Here is a 19,425-nt window from a genome sequence, read left to right as displayed (position 1 = left end):
TGGCTGCCGCATTAGGAGTTACTTCGGATGCCGTAGAACGTGCTGAAGCATTGGTCTATGCAGGAGTAGACGCAGTTATCATCGACACGGCTCATGGGCATACCCGAGGTGTGGTGTCTGTTTTGAAAGCTGTAAAAGAAAAATTCCCCGAATTGGACGTAGTTGTAGGAAATATTGCTACGGCTGAAGCTGCTCTTTATCTGGCTGAAAACGGAGCTGATGCGGTGAAGGTAGGTATTGGGCCTGGCTCTATTTGCACAACTCGTGTGGTAGCCGGTGTAGGCTATCCACAATTGTCAGCAGTTATGAACGTTGCTAATGCACTTAAAGGTACAGGAGTACCAGTGATTGCAGATGGTGGAATTCGTTACACAGGCGATATTGTCAAAGCGATTGCTGCAGGTGCTGACTGTGTAATGTTAGGTTCTCTATTGGCAGGAACCAAAGAATCTCCTGGGGAAACCATTATTTTTGAGGGAAGAAAATACAAATCATACCGAGGTATGGGATCGGTCGAAGCTATGAAACAAGGAAGTAAAGACCGTTATTTCCAAGATGTGGAAGATGATATCAAAAAATTAGTTCCTGAAGGAATTGTGGGACGTGTAGCTTACAAAGGTGAACTTCAAGAGAGTATGCACCAATTTATAGGAGGATTACGCGCAGGTATGGGCTATTGTGGCGCAAAAGACATTAAAACTCTGAAAGAAACGGCTCGTTTTGTACGTATTACAGCAAGTGGAATCGCAGAAAGCCACCCACATAACATTACTATTACCAAAGAAGCTCCAAATTATTCAAGATAATTGGAGTGATGCATAAATAAATTATCAATTAGGAAAAAGAGACTGTCAGGAAAGACGGTCTCTTTTATTTATGGGTTTCCTGTTTTTTTTGTAAATTCAGGTATAATGGACAAAAATTGAGTTGTGATTTTTATTTTGCCAATCCGTATTGTTCTTGGGAGCGAGGATTGAGTGAAAACACCAACAAACTTGTACGACAATAATCCGTAAAGGTACTTATTTTGAGGAAATTAGCAAAGAAAAAAATAAAAGAAACTCAACATAAAATTAACCGAAGACCGAGAACTGCGAAGCACATCACTAACACCTTAACTTTAAAAACTATAAAAAGTGAGTAATAACATTAGATTTTGAAGAACCTAAGAATTTATTTTATAAATTCGTGGCATAAAAAAATTGCACTTGGGGGTTGAATCTAAGTGCATAGTTATTTACTTTTTCCTTTTTTTCGTTCAAAAAGAATACTAATAAGCACTCCAGTGATGATAAGTAACACACCGAAAATCAAATTTTTTGTGAGTAATTCTCCAAAAAGAAATACACTAATACCCACTGCTACAATCGGTTCCACAGCTCCTATAATGGCTGTGGGAGTAGAACCAATATAGTAAATCGCATAGACTAAAGTCAAAATTGAAAGCACTGTTGTAATGAGTGAAAAAGCGGTCAAGTGTATTCCCATATCAACTGTCGGAATCTCTACAAAACCATTAATAATCATAGATTTAACTAAAAAATAAATATTCGAAAACAACATCGAATAGAACGTAATTTTAATTCCTGATGCTGTTAACTTTGATTTATTGACTACTACCATATATATTCCATAAATAACAGCTCCCATCAAACCGATGAACAGTCCAAAGAAGTTAATGGAAAAAGAATCAGTGTCCTTTACGCTCAGAAATCCGACTCCTAAAACCACAATCAACAAGGAAATAACGGTAGCTAATGTGATTTTTTCCTTGAAAAATAGTCCTAAAATCAATGCTACCACAATCGGATACATGAAAAATATGGTTGAAGCTATGCCTGGCGTAAGATAGTCATACGCTGCAAATAAAAACTCGGATGACAAAGCGTATAACAAACCTAAGATTTTAAAAATCAATAATTCACGAAAATTAACCTGCAATCGTTCCTTACGATATATCAAAAAACCTAAAATAAAAACACCACCAATAGCAAACCTATAAAACAAGGCATCGTCCAACGATAAGGTACTCTGTTTTATTGGAATCATGTATAGTGGAATCATTCCGTATGTGATCGCTGAAACAAGTGCTAAAATGTATCCTTTGAGTTTTAATGACATAAATATTTATATGAAAATAAAAAGAAGAAACTGTCCAAAAAGCACACCTTGAGCTAATGACTTTTTGGACAGCTCCTATAAAAATATTACAATTACATTTTTTTAAATAAAGGATTCTTCCTCACGATTAGTTAATAATCGGAAACCTTCCCCATGGATGTTCAATACCTCTACTTTTTCATCTTTTTTCAAATATTTTCTCAACTTGGCGATATAAACGTCCATACTTCTTGAGGTGAAATAATTGTCGTCCTTCCAAATTTTAGCCAATGCCAACTCTCGGGGCATCAAATCATTTTCGTGTAACGCTAACAAACGAAGCAATTCGTTCTCTTTTGGTGATAATTTTTCAGGTTCTTCATCTTTATATTTGAGGAATCTCAACTTTGAGTTAAAGAAGAAATCGCCAATTTCAAATTCAAATTTCTTGCTATCAGCCACCGTTTCCACTGCTTTTCTTTGTAACATGGAACGAATTTTCATCAACAGAATTTCAGAATCGAACGGCTTATTCAAATAATCATCACCTCCAACTTTGTATCCTTTAATGATGTCCTCACGCATCGTTCTTGCTGTCAAGAATATGATTGGAATTTTCTCGTTTTTCTCGCGTATTTCTTTGGCTAAGGTAAATCCGTCTTTATAAGGCATCATAACATCCAAAATGCAAAGATCAAACATCTCCTTTCTGAATTTTTCAAAACCTTCCATACCATTTTTAGCCAATGACACATCAAAACCACTCATTACTAAGTAGTCTCTCAACACTGTTCCAAAGTTAGGGTCATCTTCCACCAAAAGGATTCTTTTGTTTGCTCCCATGGATTTGATGTCGTACCCTCTTTCTGTTTCATCTGTCATAATATTCTATTTTTAAAGGTTATACTGATTAATTTAGCTTTCTTCGTTATGTAGTTTATATATTTGTTAGAAAAGAATCAAATTGTAGGCATTTTAATAAAAAAAGTACTACCCTTGCCTTTTTCACTTTCCACGTAGACGGTTCCACCATGGTGGTTAACAATACGTTTTACATAAGCAAGTCCCAATCCATGTCCTTTTACATTATGCAAATCGCCTGTGTGTTCACGATAAAACTTATGAAAAACCTGCTTCACAGCTTGTTTACTCATTCCTTGCCCTCGGTCTTTAACTTTTATAAGTATCTTATTTTTTATATTTTCAGTATAAATATCAATATCAGGTGGATTTGGTGAATACTTAATTGCATTTTCGATAATATTAATCAAAACATTGGTAAAATGCGACTCATTGGCTGAAATATCGCTATTTTCGGCTTCAAAGTGAGTACGAATCATTCCGCTACGCTCGTGTAACATCATTTGTACGTGTCCTATTGCAATTTCCAATAACAGATGTACATCCAAAGGTTCTTTTGAAAGGTCAAGTTCGCCTTTATCAATCCGTGAAATTTGCAAAATATTCTCTACCTGAGAGTGCATTCGTTTATTCTCCTCCCGAAGCATATTGATATAGGTCAATATTTTCTCAGGATTATTGATAGTCATCGGATTTTTTATGGCATCTAACACCAAATTGGTGGTCGCAATGGGAGTTTTAAATTCATGCGTAATATTGTTTATAAAATCCGTCTTGATCTGAGAAATTCTCCTATGAGTCAACATTTGATTCAACGTTATGGTAAAAACTCCAATTATGATTATCATAAAAACCATTGATAATGAAGAAATTACAATAACAGATGAAAACATATAGTGTTCTCGTTGCGGAAAGGTCAATGCCAACTCATAACGAGAATCCCCTGAGCTTGTGTTAAAAAGAGGCATTCGATATTCCTGACCTTTGGTCGAATCAAAATATTTGGATCGTATGCTGGATAATATATTTCGATTGTAGATCGCAAAATCAAACTCCATATTTAAATTTCGCTTATCTAATTCCTGTTGCACTGCATTTTGAATCTGCTCTGCAGAAACTCTATCCACCACGGATAATTTTTGAGAAATATTTTTTATGGATTCCTCCAACATCAGTTTCTCAATTTGAGGCAATCGACTCAATTTTTGGTAGGTTTCAATACTGGGTGCAATCTGATTGTCCAGCTCAGTAGCATACGTTATTTTCTGTTCCGTCTGCTGACTGATGTAGTTTTTGAATAAAACCGTATCGTTGGATGAAATACCATTAAACCCATTGGTCGGAAGATTATAATCCTCTTGTAAAATTCCATGTTTGTAAATGAACGTTTCTTTGGTATTTTTATTCTCCTGAACATACATAAACTCTCTCAAATGTGAATCCTTCAAAATTAACGTGCTGTCTTTTTCACGTAATTCAATAATTTGAGCTATATATTTATTCACTTCTTGGCTCTCCAAACTGGCAGTTACTGAACTGAGCACCTGTTGAATAGAGTGAGAAAAAGCCTCCTGCTGTTTATCAATTGCTGACTTTATCCAATACCCCTGAATAAGGATGATTCCTATCAGCGAAATGGTCATCAAAACAACGGTTATTATGTTCAATCTCTTATTCATTGTACAAAACTAATACATTTTTTTCTGCACCTCTAATTTTTAACATATATTTAACTATAAAATTTGGTTTATTGACGATTTCGCAACTTTTTTATTAATTTAGAATGTATTTCTTTGACTTTTAACAAAGATACTTGAATGTTTATGTTATCGACCACTTCATCAGACAATTTTATACGTTCTTCGTCCGTCCATTGATTTCGCATTCTCTCCCTCACCAATTTCTCTGTAACTTGGTCTCTTTCAACCACTCGGCGTATTCTTTCCTGCTCGGGAGCCGTTACCGTAATGATATAATCACATTGCTTATAGGCACCACTTTCAAAAAGAATTGCAGCTTCTTTAATAATATATAGAGATTTTTGCATATCTTTCCATCTCTGAAAATGTAGCGCTAATGCAGGATGTACAATATTGTTTAACTTTTGTAATTTATGTTTATCATTAAACACAATATCTGCTATATATCTGCGATTGTACTTTCCATCAATATACGCCAACTCGCCAAATTCTTCAATAATTCTTCGCTTGACCACAGGGTCAGTTTCAATAATTTTTTGTGCCTCAATATCAGAAATATAGACCGGAATTCCTAAATCTTGAAACATTCTTGCAATGGTAGTTTTTCCACTGCCTATACCTCCCGTTAGTCCTACAACCATCATATTTTTTTAATCAGATATTCTACTTTATTTTCGCCTAAAAACGTAATCTTGACACGCCTCAATGTTGTTTGTATGGTTAATGGTATCCTGCTATCATCCTGAACATCAAGATAATCAGCAATTATTTGTATCTCATCTTGCTTGATGTTTTTCAATAAATTCAAATCACCCGAACATAACACATCAACCTCTGACGGAAAGGTTTTCACTTGACTCCCCTCTGGAATATTCGTTACTTGTATAGGTAGCTTTATAATTTGTTCACTGACCTTATCCACCATCGCTTTAACCGTAATTTTATCCGTGTTGTATTGCAAAAAATCTGATTTTTTCAGAAAATGAACTGCTTCAAAAGACTCTTTGACTTCTTTTCTTCCATCCAAAATGACCACCACCTCTTGAAGAGTATCTATAGCTGTTTTAAATCCCATAACTTCGACTGAATCAGGCATTATTTCTAAATCGGTCAACTGATATTCTCGATGATAGGAAGCGTTTAAGTTAACTTTCAAGGGTAATCTTTTGGTGTATTTCTTTTCTAAATCTATATATATGGTGTCGGAGTACGTGTTTTGTATTCTGAAGTTGTTCTTCGAAATTACATTCAATTTATTGGAAATATTTTTAGAAAGTTTGTATCGTTTGTTTCCGATATACTCCAAATCATTAAAATCCACACTAAGCACTTGTCCCTGAGAATAATACTTTAACAAAGCATATCCATTACCTTCGGCTCGTATTTTAATTTTGTATTTTTGAGAAGTATTCAGAAACATGTCCTCAGGGATATTAGTAATTGCCACATCAACACTGAACTCACGATGTAGGGTTTTGGATAACCGAATTAGAGACCACAAAACTATTGATACTAACAAACAAATGACGAATGTTACTGTTCGTCGGTCAACTAAAATGAGTTGTATTTTCTTTTTTGTTGATGCCATTGATAGTGAATTTATTTTTATATTATGGACATCAAAGATACGTATAATTTGTTAAATTAGCAATTAAAAAAGGATTTTTTTCTCTATTGGATAACTAGCGGATATAATTCTTCGGGTGATAAGGGTTGTGGTAAAACTTACAGAATTTAATTTTTTACATCTGAAAAAAAGCCCAAAAAATAGATGTTTGGTTTTTGGTTGTACAACGGTTGTTCAAATTGGTAAACAAAAAAAGGACAACTACCTTTTTTACAAATAGTTATCCTTTTTTATTGTGGAGTCGGAGAGAATCGAACTCTCGTCCAAATAAGCAATTCAAAGGCTTTCTACATACTTAGTTTTTGTTTGATTTTCGTCGCGTTGCTGACCAAAAACCGCCCACAACACGCTTAGTTCCCTAAAATCCGAATCTTCAGCGGAAACCATCATCCGATTCAATGTTGACTTTTATGGTGCCTCTGTACGAACCGCCGTCAACAAGGGCTTTTCAGAGACATCTCGCTTCCCTACCTTGTAGAGACTTAGCCAGAAATCCTACTAAACTTCAGATTAGGCAGCAAGAGCGTAGTTATTCTCGCCATTTAAAAGTTTGAAATAGAGATTAACGAGCATTAATTTCATAGCTCGGTATGCTTACATTTCAATTCGACTTACTGTCAAAACCGATCGACCCCATTGGGGTTCTTTGTATGAACTTGGGGCAAAGGTACTGAAAATTTACTCTCTAACAAAATTTTTAACTTTTTTAATCTACTCTCAAAAAGTTACCTCTGTAATTTGAAGTAGCATATGACATTTCCATTAAATTTGAAAATTGGTCTGAATTTATCCTTTTATTTCAGAATATGCTGGTAAATCTTTGAGGAAGATATACTTTTTTTGAACGTAATCCACCGTACAGAAATAGTGATTCAAACCGTTAGTAATCATCAGAAAATCAGACTTTAAAACCAAATTATAACGTGCTATTTGATCAAAAGTCTTTTGTGTAATCTGAACTTGTGGAGCCTTGCATTCTACCGTAAGAAGAATATCTCCGTTTTTTGAAAAAACAACTATATCGTAGCGTTTGGATATATCATTTATTTTTAATTCTTTCTCCACATTTATAAGTGATATGGGATAGCCTTTTTCCTGAATCAGATAGCGAATAACATGTTGACGCACCCACTCTTCGGGTTGTAACACCACAAATTTTCTACGGATTTCATCAAAGATAAAACGCTTAGAATCAACTTCTTTAATCCGAAATGAATAATCATTAAAATTCAGTTTTTCCATTGTACAAAGATAGTATTTTTATGATAGATAACATTTTTATGAAAATATATTTTTTATAAATCTCAAAAAATAGTAACTTTGTAGCTTGGGTTTGGAAAACTATAATACGCGAAAAAGAAATGACGTATGTAGTAACCTATGAACAATAAACTATTAAAAATCAATATATTAACACAATGATATATAAAAGAAGTAGTGAGCTTTTTGCTCAAGCGAAAAAGGTGCTACCAGGTGGTGTGAACTCACCTGTTCGGGCGTTTAATGCAGTGGGTGGAGAGCCTATTTTTATTAAAGAAGGTAAAGGAGCTTATTTGTATGATGAGGACGGACGTAAATTGATTGACTACATAGCTTCGTGGGGTCCTCTGATTTTAGGACATGCTTATCCTCCTGTGGTTGAAGCTGTTGTCGAAAAAGCTAAAAAAGGAACTTCATTTGGAATCCCTACAGAAATCGAAATCCAAATTGCAGAATTAGCCGTTTCAATGGTGCCTAACATTGATAAGATTCGTTTTGTGAACAGCGGAACAGAGGCTTGTATGAGTGCCATTCGCTTGGCGAGAGGATATACCAAACGTGAAAAAATCATCAAATTCTCAGGTTGTTACCACGGGCATTCGGATTCGTTTTTGATCCAAGCAGGAAGCGGGGCTACAACCTTTGGAAGCCCAAATAGCCCAGGGGTAACACAAGGAACCGCCAAGGATACGCTTTTGGCAAGATATAATGATATCGAGTCGGTTAAATCCCTTTTTGAAACGAATAAAGATGAAATTGCAGGGGTAATCATTGAACCTGTTGCAGGAAATATGGGGTGTGTACCTCCAAAAGCAGGATTTATGGAAGCCTTGCGAAAACTGTGTACGGAAAATGGAGCATTACTCATTTTCGATGAGGTGATGACAGGTTTCCGTTTAGCGAAGGGAGGAGCGCAAGAAGTGCTTGATATTCAAGCCGATATTGTAACCTTTGGAAAAGTTATTGGAGGAGGGCTACCTGTGGGTGCTTTTGCTTCTCGGAATGAAATTATGAATCATTTAGCCCCTGAAGGACTTGTCTATCAAGCAGGTACACTGAGTGGGAATCCGTTGGCTATGAGTGCAGGTCTGGCTATGCTTACAGCATTAAATGACAATCCACAGGTGTTCAAAAGTTTGGAAGAAAAAACCGCATATCTACACCGCGGATTTGAAGAAGTGATGTCCAAAAGCGACATTCCTTTCCAAATAAATCGCTTTGGTTCGATGATTTCACTACATTTCAACGAAAATCCTGTTGTTGACTTTGAATCTTCGGCCAAAGGAAACATTGATCGTTTCAAAAAATATTTCCACGGAATGCTTGCTGAAGGAATTTATCTACCTCCAAGTGCTTTCGAAAGTTATTTCCTTAACGACGCTCTGAGCTATGAAGATTTAGATGTTACCATCGAAGCTCTGAACAAGTTGGTAATTAACAAAAAATTGGATTAGTTTATTTTTCACTAATGACAAAACATTTTATTTTTGACATGGATGGTGTTTTGGTGGATAGCGAACCCATGCACCAACAAATTATTTACGAAGTTTTTGAACAATTAGACATTCCTTTTTCAAAAGAATATATCGAAAGAGACTTAACAGGAATGTCTGCTGTTCCCATGTGGGAAAAGGTAAAACAAGATGCGAAACGTACTGAATCGGCAAATGAATTGTTAACTTTTCACCGTGAGTACTTCTATAAACGGTTTGAACAAATCGAAGTCAATGAAATTGAAGGAGTTAAATATGTTCTACAAAAACTAAAAGACCGAGGTTTTTTACTTTCCTTAGCATCCTCCTCATCACGAAAACTAATTGATTATTTCATAAAAAAAGTTGAGATAGCACATTTTTTTGATGTAATAATGAGTGGGGACGATGTACAATACAGCAAACCTTTTCCTGATATATTTTTGAAAGTAGCTGAAGCATATAACATTGATGCTCAATATTTTTGGGTATTGGAAGATAGCAAAAACGGTGTTCAAGCTGCCAAAAGTGCAGGAATGCATTGTATTGGTTTTAAAAATCCTAATTCGGGAGTACAAGACCTTTCAAAGTCGGACATTATCATCGAAAAAATGAGTGACTTTACGGATGATTTTATTACAAAAATAAGTAGTATTTACCGTAAATAGAATCTATGTAGTATATGAAAATAACAGAATCCAAATATTATCGACCTATAAAAATCCTACAATTGGATAGTGACGAACGTATCGAACTTTTTGATAAACACAACATACTATCGTTTAACAATCCATTTCGAACCTTGCTCAACAGTTTGATGGTATCGATTTATCTTGCGGATGAAGATTTGGTCATTCATCGTGAAAAATTGAAGCATTTTCAAAAATGTACAGACTACTACACGGTGGAGTACGCTTCCAAACAAAATGAACTTTTTGAATCGGAACAGTGTTATTTTCACCCTGATTTAGAGGCTTTTATATTGATTGATAAAAACTTATCAAATGAATATGACAACCAAATTTTTGAAGAGGGATTGTTCAAAGTAAGCCATGTTTATTACCAAAATACAAATCCAAAGGCAAAGCAAAATTTAGATACTCTTTTTTCTGAATATATTGAAAAACATATTTCAAAGGAATCAAAAGTTTCGATACTTTTGATGACCAAATTTGGTTTTGAAATCAGAACCCACATCATAAAACCATATCGCATTGATTTTGAAACTATGTACAACGATGATTTTATGGAGGTACATCATCGTGTAAAAAATAGTTTAACCAATGAGAACAAAGGCATTATACTATTCCACGGCATTGCAGGATCAGGCAAAACCAATTATATCAAATGGTTAACAAGTCAAATTCCAAATAAGAAGTTTATCTTCGTACCTACCACAATGATAGGAAAACTCACTGACCCTTCATTCATAGGTTTACTAATGGAGAATAACAATTCGGTGTTGGTATTAGAGGATTGTGAGAACTACATCGCTGAACGAACCACATTCAATAGCAATACGGACGTTGTTTCGTCAATTTTGAACATCGCTGATGGCATATTGTCCGATGTGCTGGAGTGTCAATTGATTGGCACGTTTAATTCCGATATTTCAAAAATAGATCCTGCTCTTTTGCGAAAAGGGAGACTTATTGCTGAATATAAATTTAAGGAATTATCGGTTGAAAAGTGTAACAAATATTTAGAATCTAATGATAAAAATATCAAAGTAAATAGACCATACTCCTTAGCCGAATTGACTAATATTGATGTGAAAGAATTAAAAGAAGACTCGAACCCCACTAAAATAGGTTTTGCCAAATAAAAAACTTGTATTTTTCATAAAAATTTGTACCTTTGAAAGAAAATAACACCATATAAGTATATGACTAAATACACAACCGCTGAAGAGGCTTTGAAAATCGTTAAAAGTAATGATTTTATTTATATTCAAGGAGGAGCCGCCGTTCCAAATCGACTGGTCGATGCCTTAGTACAACGGGCTTCCGAACTGAGAAATGTAACCATTGGACATATCCATGTGGAGGGCGATGCTCCGTATGCAGACCCAAAATATAAGGATAGTTTCTTTGTAAACTCTTTCTTTTTATCAAAGAACGTACGCCACACGCTCGAAGCAGGTAATGGTTCTTACACACCTGTTTTTTTGAGTGATTTACCCTTGTTATTTGACCGAAAACACATTCCTGTAGACGTAGCCTTAATTCAAGTTTCACCTCCCGATATACACGGACATTGTTCCATTGGAGTTTCCGTAGAGGCTTGTAAAGCTGCTATGCGAAACGCTAAGCGAGTTGTTGCTCAAGTTAATAAATGGATGCCTCGTGTTTTTGGAGATGCCTTTGTACACATTGACAATATTGATTATTTAGTGCAACACGACGAACCAATTTTTGCAGTGTCGCCAACCACACCCGACGAAATTGAGGATCAGATAGGAAATCATATTATCGACTTAATTGAGAATGGAAGTACACTCCAATTAGGTATAGGGAACATCCCCAACGCAGTATTGTCAAAAATGGGACATCTGAAAAATTTGGGAGTCCATACAGAACTACTTACTGAGGGAATGCTCAACCTCATCAAACAAGGTGTGGTAGATGGTTCAAAAAAGAAATCGGAACGAGGCAAAGTAGTAGCTTCGTTTATGATGGGTTCACGAGATTTTTATGATTTTGTCAATGACAACCCTTCTGTAGAATTGTTAGAAGCTTCCTACACCAACAATCCTGCAGTGATTCGTCAGCAACCCAAAATGATTTCCATAAATTCTGCTATTGAAGTGGATTTAACAGGACAAGTGTGTGCCGATTCCATTGGTACAAGACTTTACTCTGGTGTCGGAGGACAAATTGATTTTGTACGAGGAGCATCACTCAGCGAAGGAGGAAAATCAATAATAGCTTTGCCTTCAATGACCAAAAAAGGAGTTAGTCGCATCACTCCATTTTTGAAGCAAGGTGCTGGAGTAGTCACCACACGTTCGCATGTACAATACGTAGTTACAGAATATGGAGTAGCTCATCTATTTGGAAAAAATATTCACGAGCGAATTAAAGCAATGATAAACATCGCCCACCCCGACCATAGAGAAACTTTGGAAAGACAATATTTTGAAGTATTTAAAAAATAGAAAATGGACATTCAACAAATTATCGCTTATACATTAGTTATAATAGCCGTTTTTTTCTTGATACGTACTTTTTTCTATAAGAAAAAAAGAAAAAAAGGTTGCGGAAACGATGAGACTAATTGCAAATGCGGATAATTTAAAGAAAAAGTGATTACTATTAGGGTAATTGGAATGAAAAATATGAAAACATATGTATCAGTATTTCAGATAGTTTCAAACGTTTTAAGTAAAAAAATACGAAATTCGTATTTTTCTTTTAAAAAAAATATCAAATTCATTTTATATTTCAAAAAAAATTAGTACCTTTACCTTCCGAAAAAAGGACATAAAAATCGTAATGTAAACATAAAGAAATTAATTATAAACAATTTTACAAAATTCAAGAGTTATGAGTAAACCAAACACAATCTCTGTTGAAAATTACGGAATTAAAAATGCAAACGTGCGCTACCAACTTTCAGCTGACGAGTTGCACAAAGAAGCTATCGCAAAAGGTGTAGCTGAAGAAGCTAACTCTGGAGCTTTATCTATCAAAACAGGGAAGTTTACAGGACGTTCTCCACAAGACCGTTTCATCGTAAAAGACGACATTACAAAAGACCGCGTATGGTGGGGAAAAGTAAATATTCCTTTCGATTCAGCAAAATTTGATGCTCTTTATGATAAAGTAATGGCATATCTTTCTGGAAAAGAATTGTTCGTTCACGATGGATACGTTTGTGCTGACCCTAACTATCGTACAAATGTTCGTACTATTGCTGAACTTCCTTGGAGTGCACAATTCGTTTACAATATGTTCCTTCGTTTGGAAGACAGCGAAGTAGAAAACTTCAAAGAAGAGTGGTTGGTAATCAACGCACCAGGATTCTTGGCTGACCCAGCTGTTGACGGAACTCGTCAATCAAACTTTGCTATTTTGAACTTCACCAGAAAAATCGCTTTAATCGGTGGAACAGGATATCCAGGAGAAATGAAAAAAGGTATTTTCTCTGCACTTAACTTCGTACTTCCTGTATTCAAAAACACAATGCCAATGCACTGTTCTGCAAACGTTGGTAAAGATGGCGATACAGCGATTTTCTTCGGACTTTCAGGAACTGGTAAAACAACGCTTTCAGCTGACCCTAACCGTCACCTAATCGGAGATGATGAGCACGGATGGACACCTGAAAACACAGTATTTAATTTTGAAGGTGGTTGCTACGCAAAAGTAGTTGATTTGACACCTGAAAAAGAGCCTGAAATTTTCGCAGCTATCAAAAAAGGAGCTATCCTTGAAAACGTGATTATGCATAACGGAGAGGTTGACTTTGCAGATACTTCAATCACTGAAAATACACGTGTTTCGTATCCAATTCACCACATAGCTAATATTCAACCTGGTTCAATAGGTAAAAATCCTAAAAATATCTTCTTCTTAACTTTTGATGCTTACGGAGTATTGCCTCCAATCTCTAAATTGACTCCAGAACAAGCTGCTTATCAGTTCGTTTCAGGATATACTTCAAAAGTTGCAGGAACAGAGGTAGGAATTACCACACCGCAAAAAACATTCTCAGCTTGTTTCGGAGCAGCATTTATGCCTCTTCACCCAGCTGAATATGGAAAAATGTTGGCTGAAAAAATCGAGAAATCAGGCGTAAACGTATGGTTAGTAAATACAGGTTACAACGGAAAAATGAAACGTTGCAGCTTGAAAGATACTCGTGCTTTGATTACTGCTGCCCTTACAGGAGCTTTGGACAAAGTTGAGTACAAAGAGTTACCAATTTTCGGATTTGGAGTGCCACAATCTTGCGAAGGTGTTTCTGACCAAGCTATCTTGAATCCTGAAAATACTTGGGACGATAAAGCTCAATTCGCTGCTAAATCAAAAGAATTAGCGGAAGCATTTTTACAAAATTTCAAAGATAAAGGATTTGAAGAAGGAGCTGATGCACAAGTACTTAAGGGAGCTCCAAAATTGTAATTATTTAAAAAATAATAAAATCCAAAAGGCTACTTTTGAAAGTAGCCTTTTTTGATTAGACACTTTTGGAAGTTAAAATAGCATCTGAAACCTCACTGAAATCTACATTCAACCGATTTCTAAGTTTCTCTCTTTTACATCATTTTCAGCAATATCAAGACTCTGTTTTTATCACTTAGCACAAATCCCAAAGTCAATCGTTCTAGGGGTAAAATAACTGTAAATATTTGTTTTAACTTTGAGACAAGTAAAATTAATTCATTACTAAGCACTTTGAGTTAAAAACATATTCTTCTCCCTGTATTTTTATTTACTTCTACAAAAGGTTTCTAACTAAGAAAAGAATAATTTACTATTTTCAAAAAAAAATAAAATGTTTGCTTGAAAAACAATAGTTTTGACCTCCTCCCCCATCCTTTAATAAATCACAACTTCATTTTTTCGGAGAAAGGAAATAATAGAACTAAAAAAATAGATTATAAAATAAATTTAGCAGTTTAATAAAACACTGATTATAAACACCTTAAAAATAAACTATAAAAAAAATACAAAAAAAATATTTTTTTTCTTTCAAAAATATTGCAGGATTAAAAAATTGTTGTACCTTTGCAACCGCAATGAAGAAATAAGTTCACCTGCAAAAAATATTGGCCCGTTCGTCTAGGGGTTAGGACGCCAGGTTTTCATCCTGGTAACAGGGGTTCGATTCCCCTACGGGCTACTTATTCTTAGAAATACTTATAATTTATTGGCCCGTTCGTCTAGGGGTTAGGACGCCAGGTTTTCATCCTGGTAACAGGGGTTCGATTCCCCTACGGGCTACAAAATATGATGGTTAAAAAAGTTATATCATATAACAACTAATTAAGAAAATTATAATATGGCAAACCATAAATCAGCATTAAAAAGAATCAGAAGAAATGAAGCAGCTCGATTACGCAATCGTTACCAACACAAAACAGCTCGTAATGCGGTTAGAAAGTTGCGCGCAATGGAGAATCTTGAAGAAGCAAAAGAAGCTCTTCCTAAAGTTGTTTCTATGATTGATAAGTTAGCTAAGAAAAATATCATTCACGCTAACAAAGCTTCTAATTTGAAAAGTAGCTTATCAAAACATATTAATAAGTTAGCTAAATAGTCATTTAGGTTTTAGATTTATCACTAAAAGCCAGGCTTATATCCATAAGTCTGGCTTTGGTGTTTTCTTTTATATTTTACAAGATTATGAAAATATTCTCATTTACCTTTGCAAAGACTACTTTGAAATCCTTATTTTTGAAAGGAATCAAAATATATGCTATAGGATTTGTTCTTTTAATCTCATGTGATAATAGCACTGAAAAAGAGCAACTTCCGAAAGAATATCAAGTGAAAACAGTTAATTTTGAAGAATTTCGTGTAACTGATATTTCTCCGAAATCTACTCATGACCTGCAAAATTGGCAGTCATTTCAGTCTCTGATACAAGTTATCGTTAGTATGGCTCCTACAAAAATTAAAAATACCGAGAATTTAGTTTCAACAACACCTGATTCACTGCGGATTTATCAGCGACTTTATCCGAAAAATACAAATGTAATTTTAAAAAACGCTTTTGTGGAACGGGATTGGCGAAGCTTGGAAAATAATACCATAGATACTATTTATCGTTTTGAAAAAGATAGTGAAAGTGAGTTTTCTTTTGTTCAATGGGATATGTTTTTGGTTAAAAATGTACCATATACTCTCTCTGTCTTTGTAAAAGGAATAAACCAAAGTGAAATAGCATTACTTTTTTTAGATGAGCAAAAGGAATTACAAAAATCTAATTTTGAGCTTAATACAGAAACTCACAACAAAGCAGGACGAAAACTAAACTTATCGGATGATTGGAAAGAATTACAGTTACAATTTACCCCTGAACAAGGAGCTACGTACAGCATACAAATTCTTTTCAATGAAGATGCTAAAAAAGGAGAGAATATCATTTTTTACAGACCTACCTTGCAAGTTCCTCCTGAATATTTTTCAAAAATACATCAATTTTCTGACAAAATCCTAAATCAACAAACAAATGTAAAAAGCTCTTATTTTTCATTGTATTTGTGGTTAACGCAATTAGATGAGGAGCTAAACCAACTTTTGGCTGAAGATAAATTCCCTGAACCGATCAATTCTCTTGCCATCAAATCAAGATTTAGGTTATTTCAAACTCAGATCAAGGAACTGGCTGATAATGTAAAAAACAATTCTGATTTTGAAGAAACTGCAATCAATCAGCATATTGATAAAATTAAAAATACGTTTAACGGACTTATTACACGAATCAATAGTATCTATGAGAGTGATTTAGATGACCAAATGAAGTATATTCATTCTCAAATTGACACAATGCAATCTTTATTCCCAATGAAAGATTCATTAAGATTTGAGCATTTTACACCAATAAAAGAATGATTTTAGCGGAAAATAGGAATAAAATTGTTAAACTTCACATAAAATTACGGTTTTTGAGTCTGAAACATTGTTTACGTTAAATATATTATTACCTTTGTGCTGTTAACTGTATATAAAAAAAGATACTTATGAACAAAACAGAATTAATTGATGTAATCGCTGCTGATGCGGACATCACAAAAGCGGCTGCTAAAAAAGCTTTAGAGTCTTTTTTCTCAAATGTAGAAAAATCCTTAAAAAAAGGAGATAAAGTGGCTATCGTAGGTTTTGGTTCTTGGTCGATTGCTAAAAAGGAAGCAAGAGAAGCGAGAAATCCAAGAACTGGGGAGATGATTAAGGTTGCTGCTAAAAATGTAGTAAAATTTAAAGCAGGTTCTGAACTTTCTGATGCGGTAAACTAAATAAAGTTTTATGCACAAAACAAAAAGGATTTCTAAATTTTGGAAATCCTTTTTGTTTAGATATAAGACTGTACTAAAATAATAAAACAAAAAATACTTTAGAGCTATCATAATCGCCTCAGCGTGTAAAGTTTATAGAAATAAGTCCTACAAAGCTCATTCTACAGTCACAATAGGTACACTGACTATCCTTTGGTCAAAAATACAGTGGATTTGGATATAAAAAATCGTAATCCAATTCTCGAATGACTTTTTCAGAAGTAACTATCTTACCATAAGCGGATTCAAGTGGTAAGTGAATGCCTGTTTGATGATTGATAATTTCTTGTTTTGTAGGATGTTTGGGAGCTACAATATTGTATGTTTTGGAATGCAACCCAAATGTCATTATTCGCTCAATAACTCGGCAAACATCCTGATAGTGAATGTGATTTACCTTTTGATGAGGTTCCGAAACGACATATTTACTTAAATATCTATCATCCCCCATCAATCCTCCTAAACGAAGAATATTTATCTTTGGAAATTTATCTTTCAGATACTTCTCTACAAAATATAATTCGGGTTGCAAGTCTGGAATTGGGAAATTCTCATCAATAGTTCCATTGACTGATGGATATATCCCCACAGAACTTGTAAAAAACAGCTGTTTATTGAATCCTTCAATAAAATTGCAAATATTTTTAAGTCGATTTTGCAATATTTCGACAGATAATCTACGTCCAAAAGGTATTGCTATGATAATACTATCTAAATCGGACAAAACTTGCCACTTGCCTGGAATAAAATTATCAAAATCGACTTCTAAACAATGGTAATAGTTGTCTGTAGATAGATTTCTTTTCGTCCTGATTGTCACATACATACGATGCTTGTCTGACAAGTGACTCAACAACCGCTCCCCTAACCAACCACAACCTATGATTCCTACATTCATAATTTTTATTTTTTTGGCATTAGTAAAATTTTTGTGATGACCTTTCAAAAAAATAGTCCTTATAATTTTAGTGATTTTAGTTTATTGAAAGCATATTTGTGAAAATTTGTGTGTATTTGTGGTTTGAATTTGACCACAAATGTACAGAATGAACACAAATTTTTAAAAATCAAAAAATACAGATTTAATAATCTTCACAAAAATTTTAGTATAGCCATTTTTTTTTATTTTTTCAAGCATTTTATTATAAATACTTTTTATTTATTTTTGAATAAAATTCTGTCGTAAGTTTAGTAAATATTTGCGGCAGAACAGTGTGCTTTATACTTATTTTTTATTCTCAACTATCTAACAACACATATCTATGGTTTATCTAAATTTATATTTTTACGAATTTCACTACCGTTTAACCTGCAAAAATTCTTTCCCTTACAAAACTACTTACCGTAAGCCGATGGACACCCAAAATCCTACCGATGGCGGAGTAGGAAACCTTTTTATCTAAAAGTTCTTTGATTTGTTTTTCTTGCCCTGTGAGTTTAGTTTTAGAGGATTTTCTACCTTTGGGTCTACCGAGAATTACCCCTTCGGCTTTTTTACGTGCCAATGCCTCTTTGGTTCTTTGAGAGATAAGATTTCGCTCTATTTCAGCCGAAAGACCAAAAGCAAATGCCAAGACTTTAGAATTAATATCACTCCCTAATCTGTAATTATCTTTAATTGTCCAGACTTGGATATCTCGGTTCATACATTCATTGAGTATTCCCATAATCATCAATAGATTACGCCCTAAACGTGATAACTCTGAACAAATAAGAATATCGCCTTTTTTCATTCGTTTGAGGGTAAATTTTTCCTCTTTAAAAAATTAATTAGAGTGCCTCTTGCTACGCCTAATTTTTTGCTGATATATACTTGTGATTTTCCATTTTTCTGATAGTTTTTTATGATTTCTTCTTTACCTGATAGTTTAACTTTTTTAGATAAAGCACCTTTGGGGCGACCAATATGGATGCCTTCTGCTTTCTTTCGTGCTAATGCTTCTTTAGTTCTCTGCGAAATCAAATTCCGTTCAATTTCAGCTGATAAACTAAATGCAAATGCTAATACTTTTGAAGAAATATCACTTCCCAAACGATAATTATCTTTTATTGTCCAAACTTGTATTTCTTTTTTCATACACTCATTAAGGATAGACATTATCATTAATAAATTACGTCCTAAACGAGAAAGTTCTGAGCAAATTAAAATATCATCTTTTTCCAATTTATCCAATAATTCTCCCAACTTTCTTTTGTCAATATCCTTTGTACCACTAATGGTTTCTTCTATCCAAGCATCTACATTTATTTTTTCTTTTTCACAAAATTTCTCAATTTCAAACCTCTGATTTTCTACTGTTTGTCTGTCGGTACTTACCCGAATATAGCCATACACCATAAATTTATTTTTTTGCATTATTATACTAAAAATTGTACACATATAGTGTCGGGTTTCTTAAAACA

18 protein-coding genes, 2 tRNA genes, 1 other RNA gene and 1 pseudogene are annotated in these 19,425 nt (G+C 34.3%); 12 read left to right on the top strand and 10 right to left on the bottom strand.

Annotated features, from left to right (window positions below; genetic code table 11):
* Positions 1-806, top strand: an 806-nt coding sequence (gene guaB, locus CCAND38_RS01780; protein ID WP_042343356.1) for an IMP dehydrogenase, incomplete at its 5' end; no start/stop codon positions are given.
* Between the two features lie 427 nt (positions 807-1,233).
* Here the strand turns inward: guaB and CCAND38_RS01775 are convergent.
* The 7 genes from CCAND38_RS01775 to CCAND38_RS01750 form a co-directional block, all read right to left on the bottom strand.
* Positions 1,234-2,121: a DMT family transporter gene (locus CCAND38_RS01775; RefSeq protein ID WP_042343355.1), complete on the bottom strand. Its 888-nt coding sequence runs from the start codon at positions 2,119-2,121 to the stop codon at positions 1,234-1,236.
* Positions 2,122-2,223: 102 nt separating this feature from the next.
* The gene (locus tag CCAND38_RS01770; RefSeq protein WP_231549989.1) at positions 2,224-2,982 is read right to left on the bottom strand and encodes a response regulator transcription factor; all 759 of its coding nucleotides are present in this window, start codon (positions 2,980-2,982) and stop codon (positions 2,224-2,226) included.
* Positions 2,983-3,059: 77 nt separating this feature from the next.
* Positions 3,060-4,640, bottom strand: coding sequence for a sensor histidine kinase (locus tag CCAND38_RS01765; RefSeq protein ID WP_042009412.1), 1,581 nt, complete (start codon positions 4,638-4,640; stop codon positions 3,060-3,062).
* 68 nt (positions 4,641-4,708) lie between these two features.
* Positions 4,709-5,305, bottom strand: a complete 597-nt coding sequence (coaE, locus tag CCAND38_RS01760) for a dephospho-CoA kinase (protein ID WP_042343354.1) — start codon at positions 5,303-5,305, stop codon at positions 4,709-4,711.
* Positions 5,302-6,249, bottom strand: coding sequence for a YbbR-like domain-containing protein (locus tag CCAND38_RS01755; RefSeq protein WP_042343352.1), 948 nt, complete (start codon positions 6,247-6,249; stop codon positions 5,302-5,304). The genes coaE and CCAND38_RS01755 overlap by 4 nt, the downstream gene beginning before the upstream one ends.
* 272 nt (positions 6,250-6,521) lie before the next feature.
* Positions 6,522-6,923, bottom strand: a transfer-messenger RNA (tmRNA) gene (ssrA, locus tag CCAND38_RS11425).
* A gap of 151 nt (positions 6,924-7,074) precedes the next feature.
* Positions 7,075-7,530 carry a type I restriction enzyme HsdR N-terminal domain-containing protein gene (locus CCAND38_RS01750; RefSeq protein ID WP_042343349.1) on the bottom strand — a complete coding sequence of 152 codons (456 nt, stop codon included), beginning with the start codon at positions 7,528-7,530 and terminating at the stop codon, positions 7,075-7,077.
* Positions 7,531-7,706: 176 nt separating this feature from the next.
* On the opposite strand from CCAND38_RS01750, the gene hemL reads away from it, so the two are divergent.
* From hemL to CCAND38_RS01700, 11 genes are all read left to right on the top strand, one after another.
* On the top strand, positions 7,707-9,002 hold the full coding sequence (gene hemL, locus CCAND38_RS01745; RefSeq protein WP_042343348.1) for a glutamate-1-semialdehyde 2,1-aminomutase: 1,296 nt from the start codon (positions 7,707-7,709) through the stop codon (positions 9,000-9,002).
* Positions 9,003-9,016: 14 nt separating this feature from the next.
* Positions 9,017-9,688, top strand: a complete 672-nt coding sequence (locus tag CCAND38_RS01740) for an HAD family hydrolase (RefSeq protein WP_042343347.1) — start codon at positions 9,017-9,019, stop codon at positions 9,686-9,688.
* 14 nt (positions 9,689-9,702) lie between these two features.
* On the top strand, positions 9,703-10,845 hold the full coding sequence (locus CCAND38_RS01735; RefSeq protein ID WP_042343346.1) for an AAA family ATPase: 1,143 nt from the start codon (positions 9,703-9,705) through the stop codon (positions 10,843-10,845).
* 60 nt (positions 10,846-10,905) lie between these two features.
* The gene (locus CCAND38_RS01730; protein ID WP_042343345.1) at positions 10,906-12,177 is read left to right on the top strand and encodes an acetyl-CoA hydrolase/transferase family protein; all 1,272 of its coding nucleotides are present in this window, start codon (positions 10,906-10,908) and stop codon (positions 12,175-12,177) included.
* 3 nt (positions 12,178-12,180) lie between these two features.
* Positions 12,181-12,312 carry a FeoB-associated Cys-rich membrane protein gene (locus CCAND38_RS12215; RefSeq protein WP_095894299.1) on the top strand — a complete coding sequence of 44 codons (132 nt, stop codon included), beginning with the start codon at positions 12,181-12,183 and terminating at the stop codon, positions 12,310-12,312.
* Between the two features lie 253 nt (positions 12,313-12,565).
* Positions 12,566-14,146: a phosphoenolpyruvate carboxykinase (ATP) gene (gene pckA / locus CCAND38_RS01725; protein ID WP_042343344.1), complete on the top strand. Its 1,581-nt coding sequence runs from the start codon at positions 12,566-12,568 to the stop codon at positions 14,144-14,146.
* Between the two features lie 649 nt (positions 14,147-14,795).
* A tRNA-Glu gene (locus tag CCAND38_RS01720) sits at positions 14,796-14,867 on the top strand.
* A gap of 29 nt (positions 14,868-14,896) precedes the next feature.
* A tRNA-Glu gene (locus CCAND38_RS01715) sits at positions 14,897-14,968 on the top strand.
* Positions 14,969-15,026: 58 nt separating this feature from the next.
* The gene (rpsT, locus tag CCAND38_RS01710; protein WP_042009424.1) at positions 15,027-15,284 is read left to right on the top strand and encodes a 30S ribosomal protein S20; all 258 of its coding nucleotides are present in this window, start codon (positions 15,027-15,029) and stop codon (positions 15,282-15,284) included.
* Between the two features lie 86 nt (positions 15,285-15,370).
* Positions 15,371-16,582 (top strand): carbohydrate binding domain-containing protein, encoded by a 1,212-nt coding sequence (locus tag CCAND38_RS01705; protein ID WP_052458077.1) that lies wholly within the window; start codon positions 15,371-15,373, stop codon positions 16,580-16,582.
* A gap of 128 nt (positions 16,583-16,710) precedes the next feature.
* The gene (locus tag CCAND38_RS01700) at positions 16,711-16,983 is read left to right on the top strand and encodes an HU family DNA-binding protein (protein WP_042343343.1); all 273 of its coding nucleotides are present in this window, start codon (positions 16,711-16,713) and stop codon (positions 16,981-16,983) included.
* Between the two features lie 196 nt (positions 16,984-17,179).
* Here CCAND38_RS01700 and CCAND38_RS01695 read toward each other — a convergent pair whose 3' ends face one another.
* From CCAND38_RS01695 to CCAND38_RS01685, 3 genes and pseudogenes are all read right to left on the bottom strand, one after another.
* Entirely contained in the window at positions 17,180-17,920 is a 741-nt protein-coding gene (locus CCAND38_RS01695; protein ID WP_052458075.1) for a Rossmann-fold NAD(P)-binding domain-containing protein, read from the bottom strand.
* A gap of 406 nt (positions 17,921-18,326) precedes the next feature.
* Positions 18,327-18,764: pseudogene (locus tag CCAND38_RS01690) on the bottom strand (recombinase family protein); the annotation flags it as partial.
* Complete coding sequence (locus tag CCAND38_RS01685; RefSeq protein WP_156129746.1) at positions 18,752-19,360, bottom strand: master DNA invertase Mpi family serine-type recombinase; 609 nt, start codon at positions 19,358-19,360, stop codon at positions 18,752-18,754. The gene CCAND38_RS01685 and the pseudogene CCAND38_RS01690, both read right to left, overlap by 13 nt.
* Positions 19,361-19,425 lie beyond the last annotated feature (65 nt).

The sequence above is a fragment of the Capnocytophaga canis genome, from assembly GCF_000827555.1.
Lineage (GTDB): Bacteria > Bacteroidota > Bacteroidia > Flavobacteriales > Flavobacteriaceae > Capnocytophaga > Capnocytophaga canis.
This window is presented reverse-complemented; position numbering and strand designations above follow the sequence as displayed.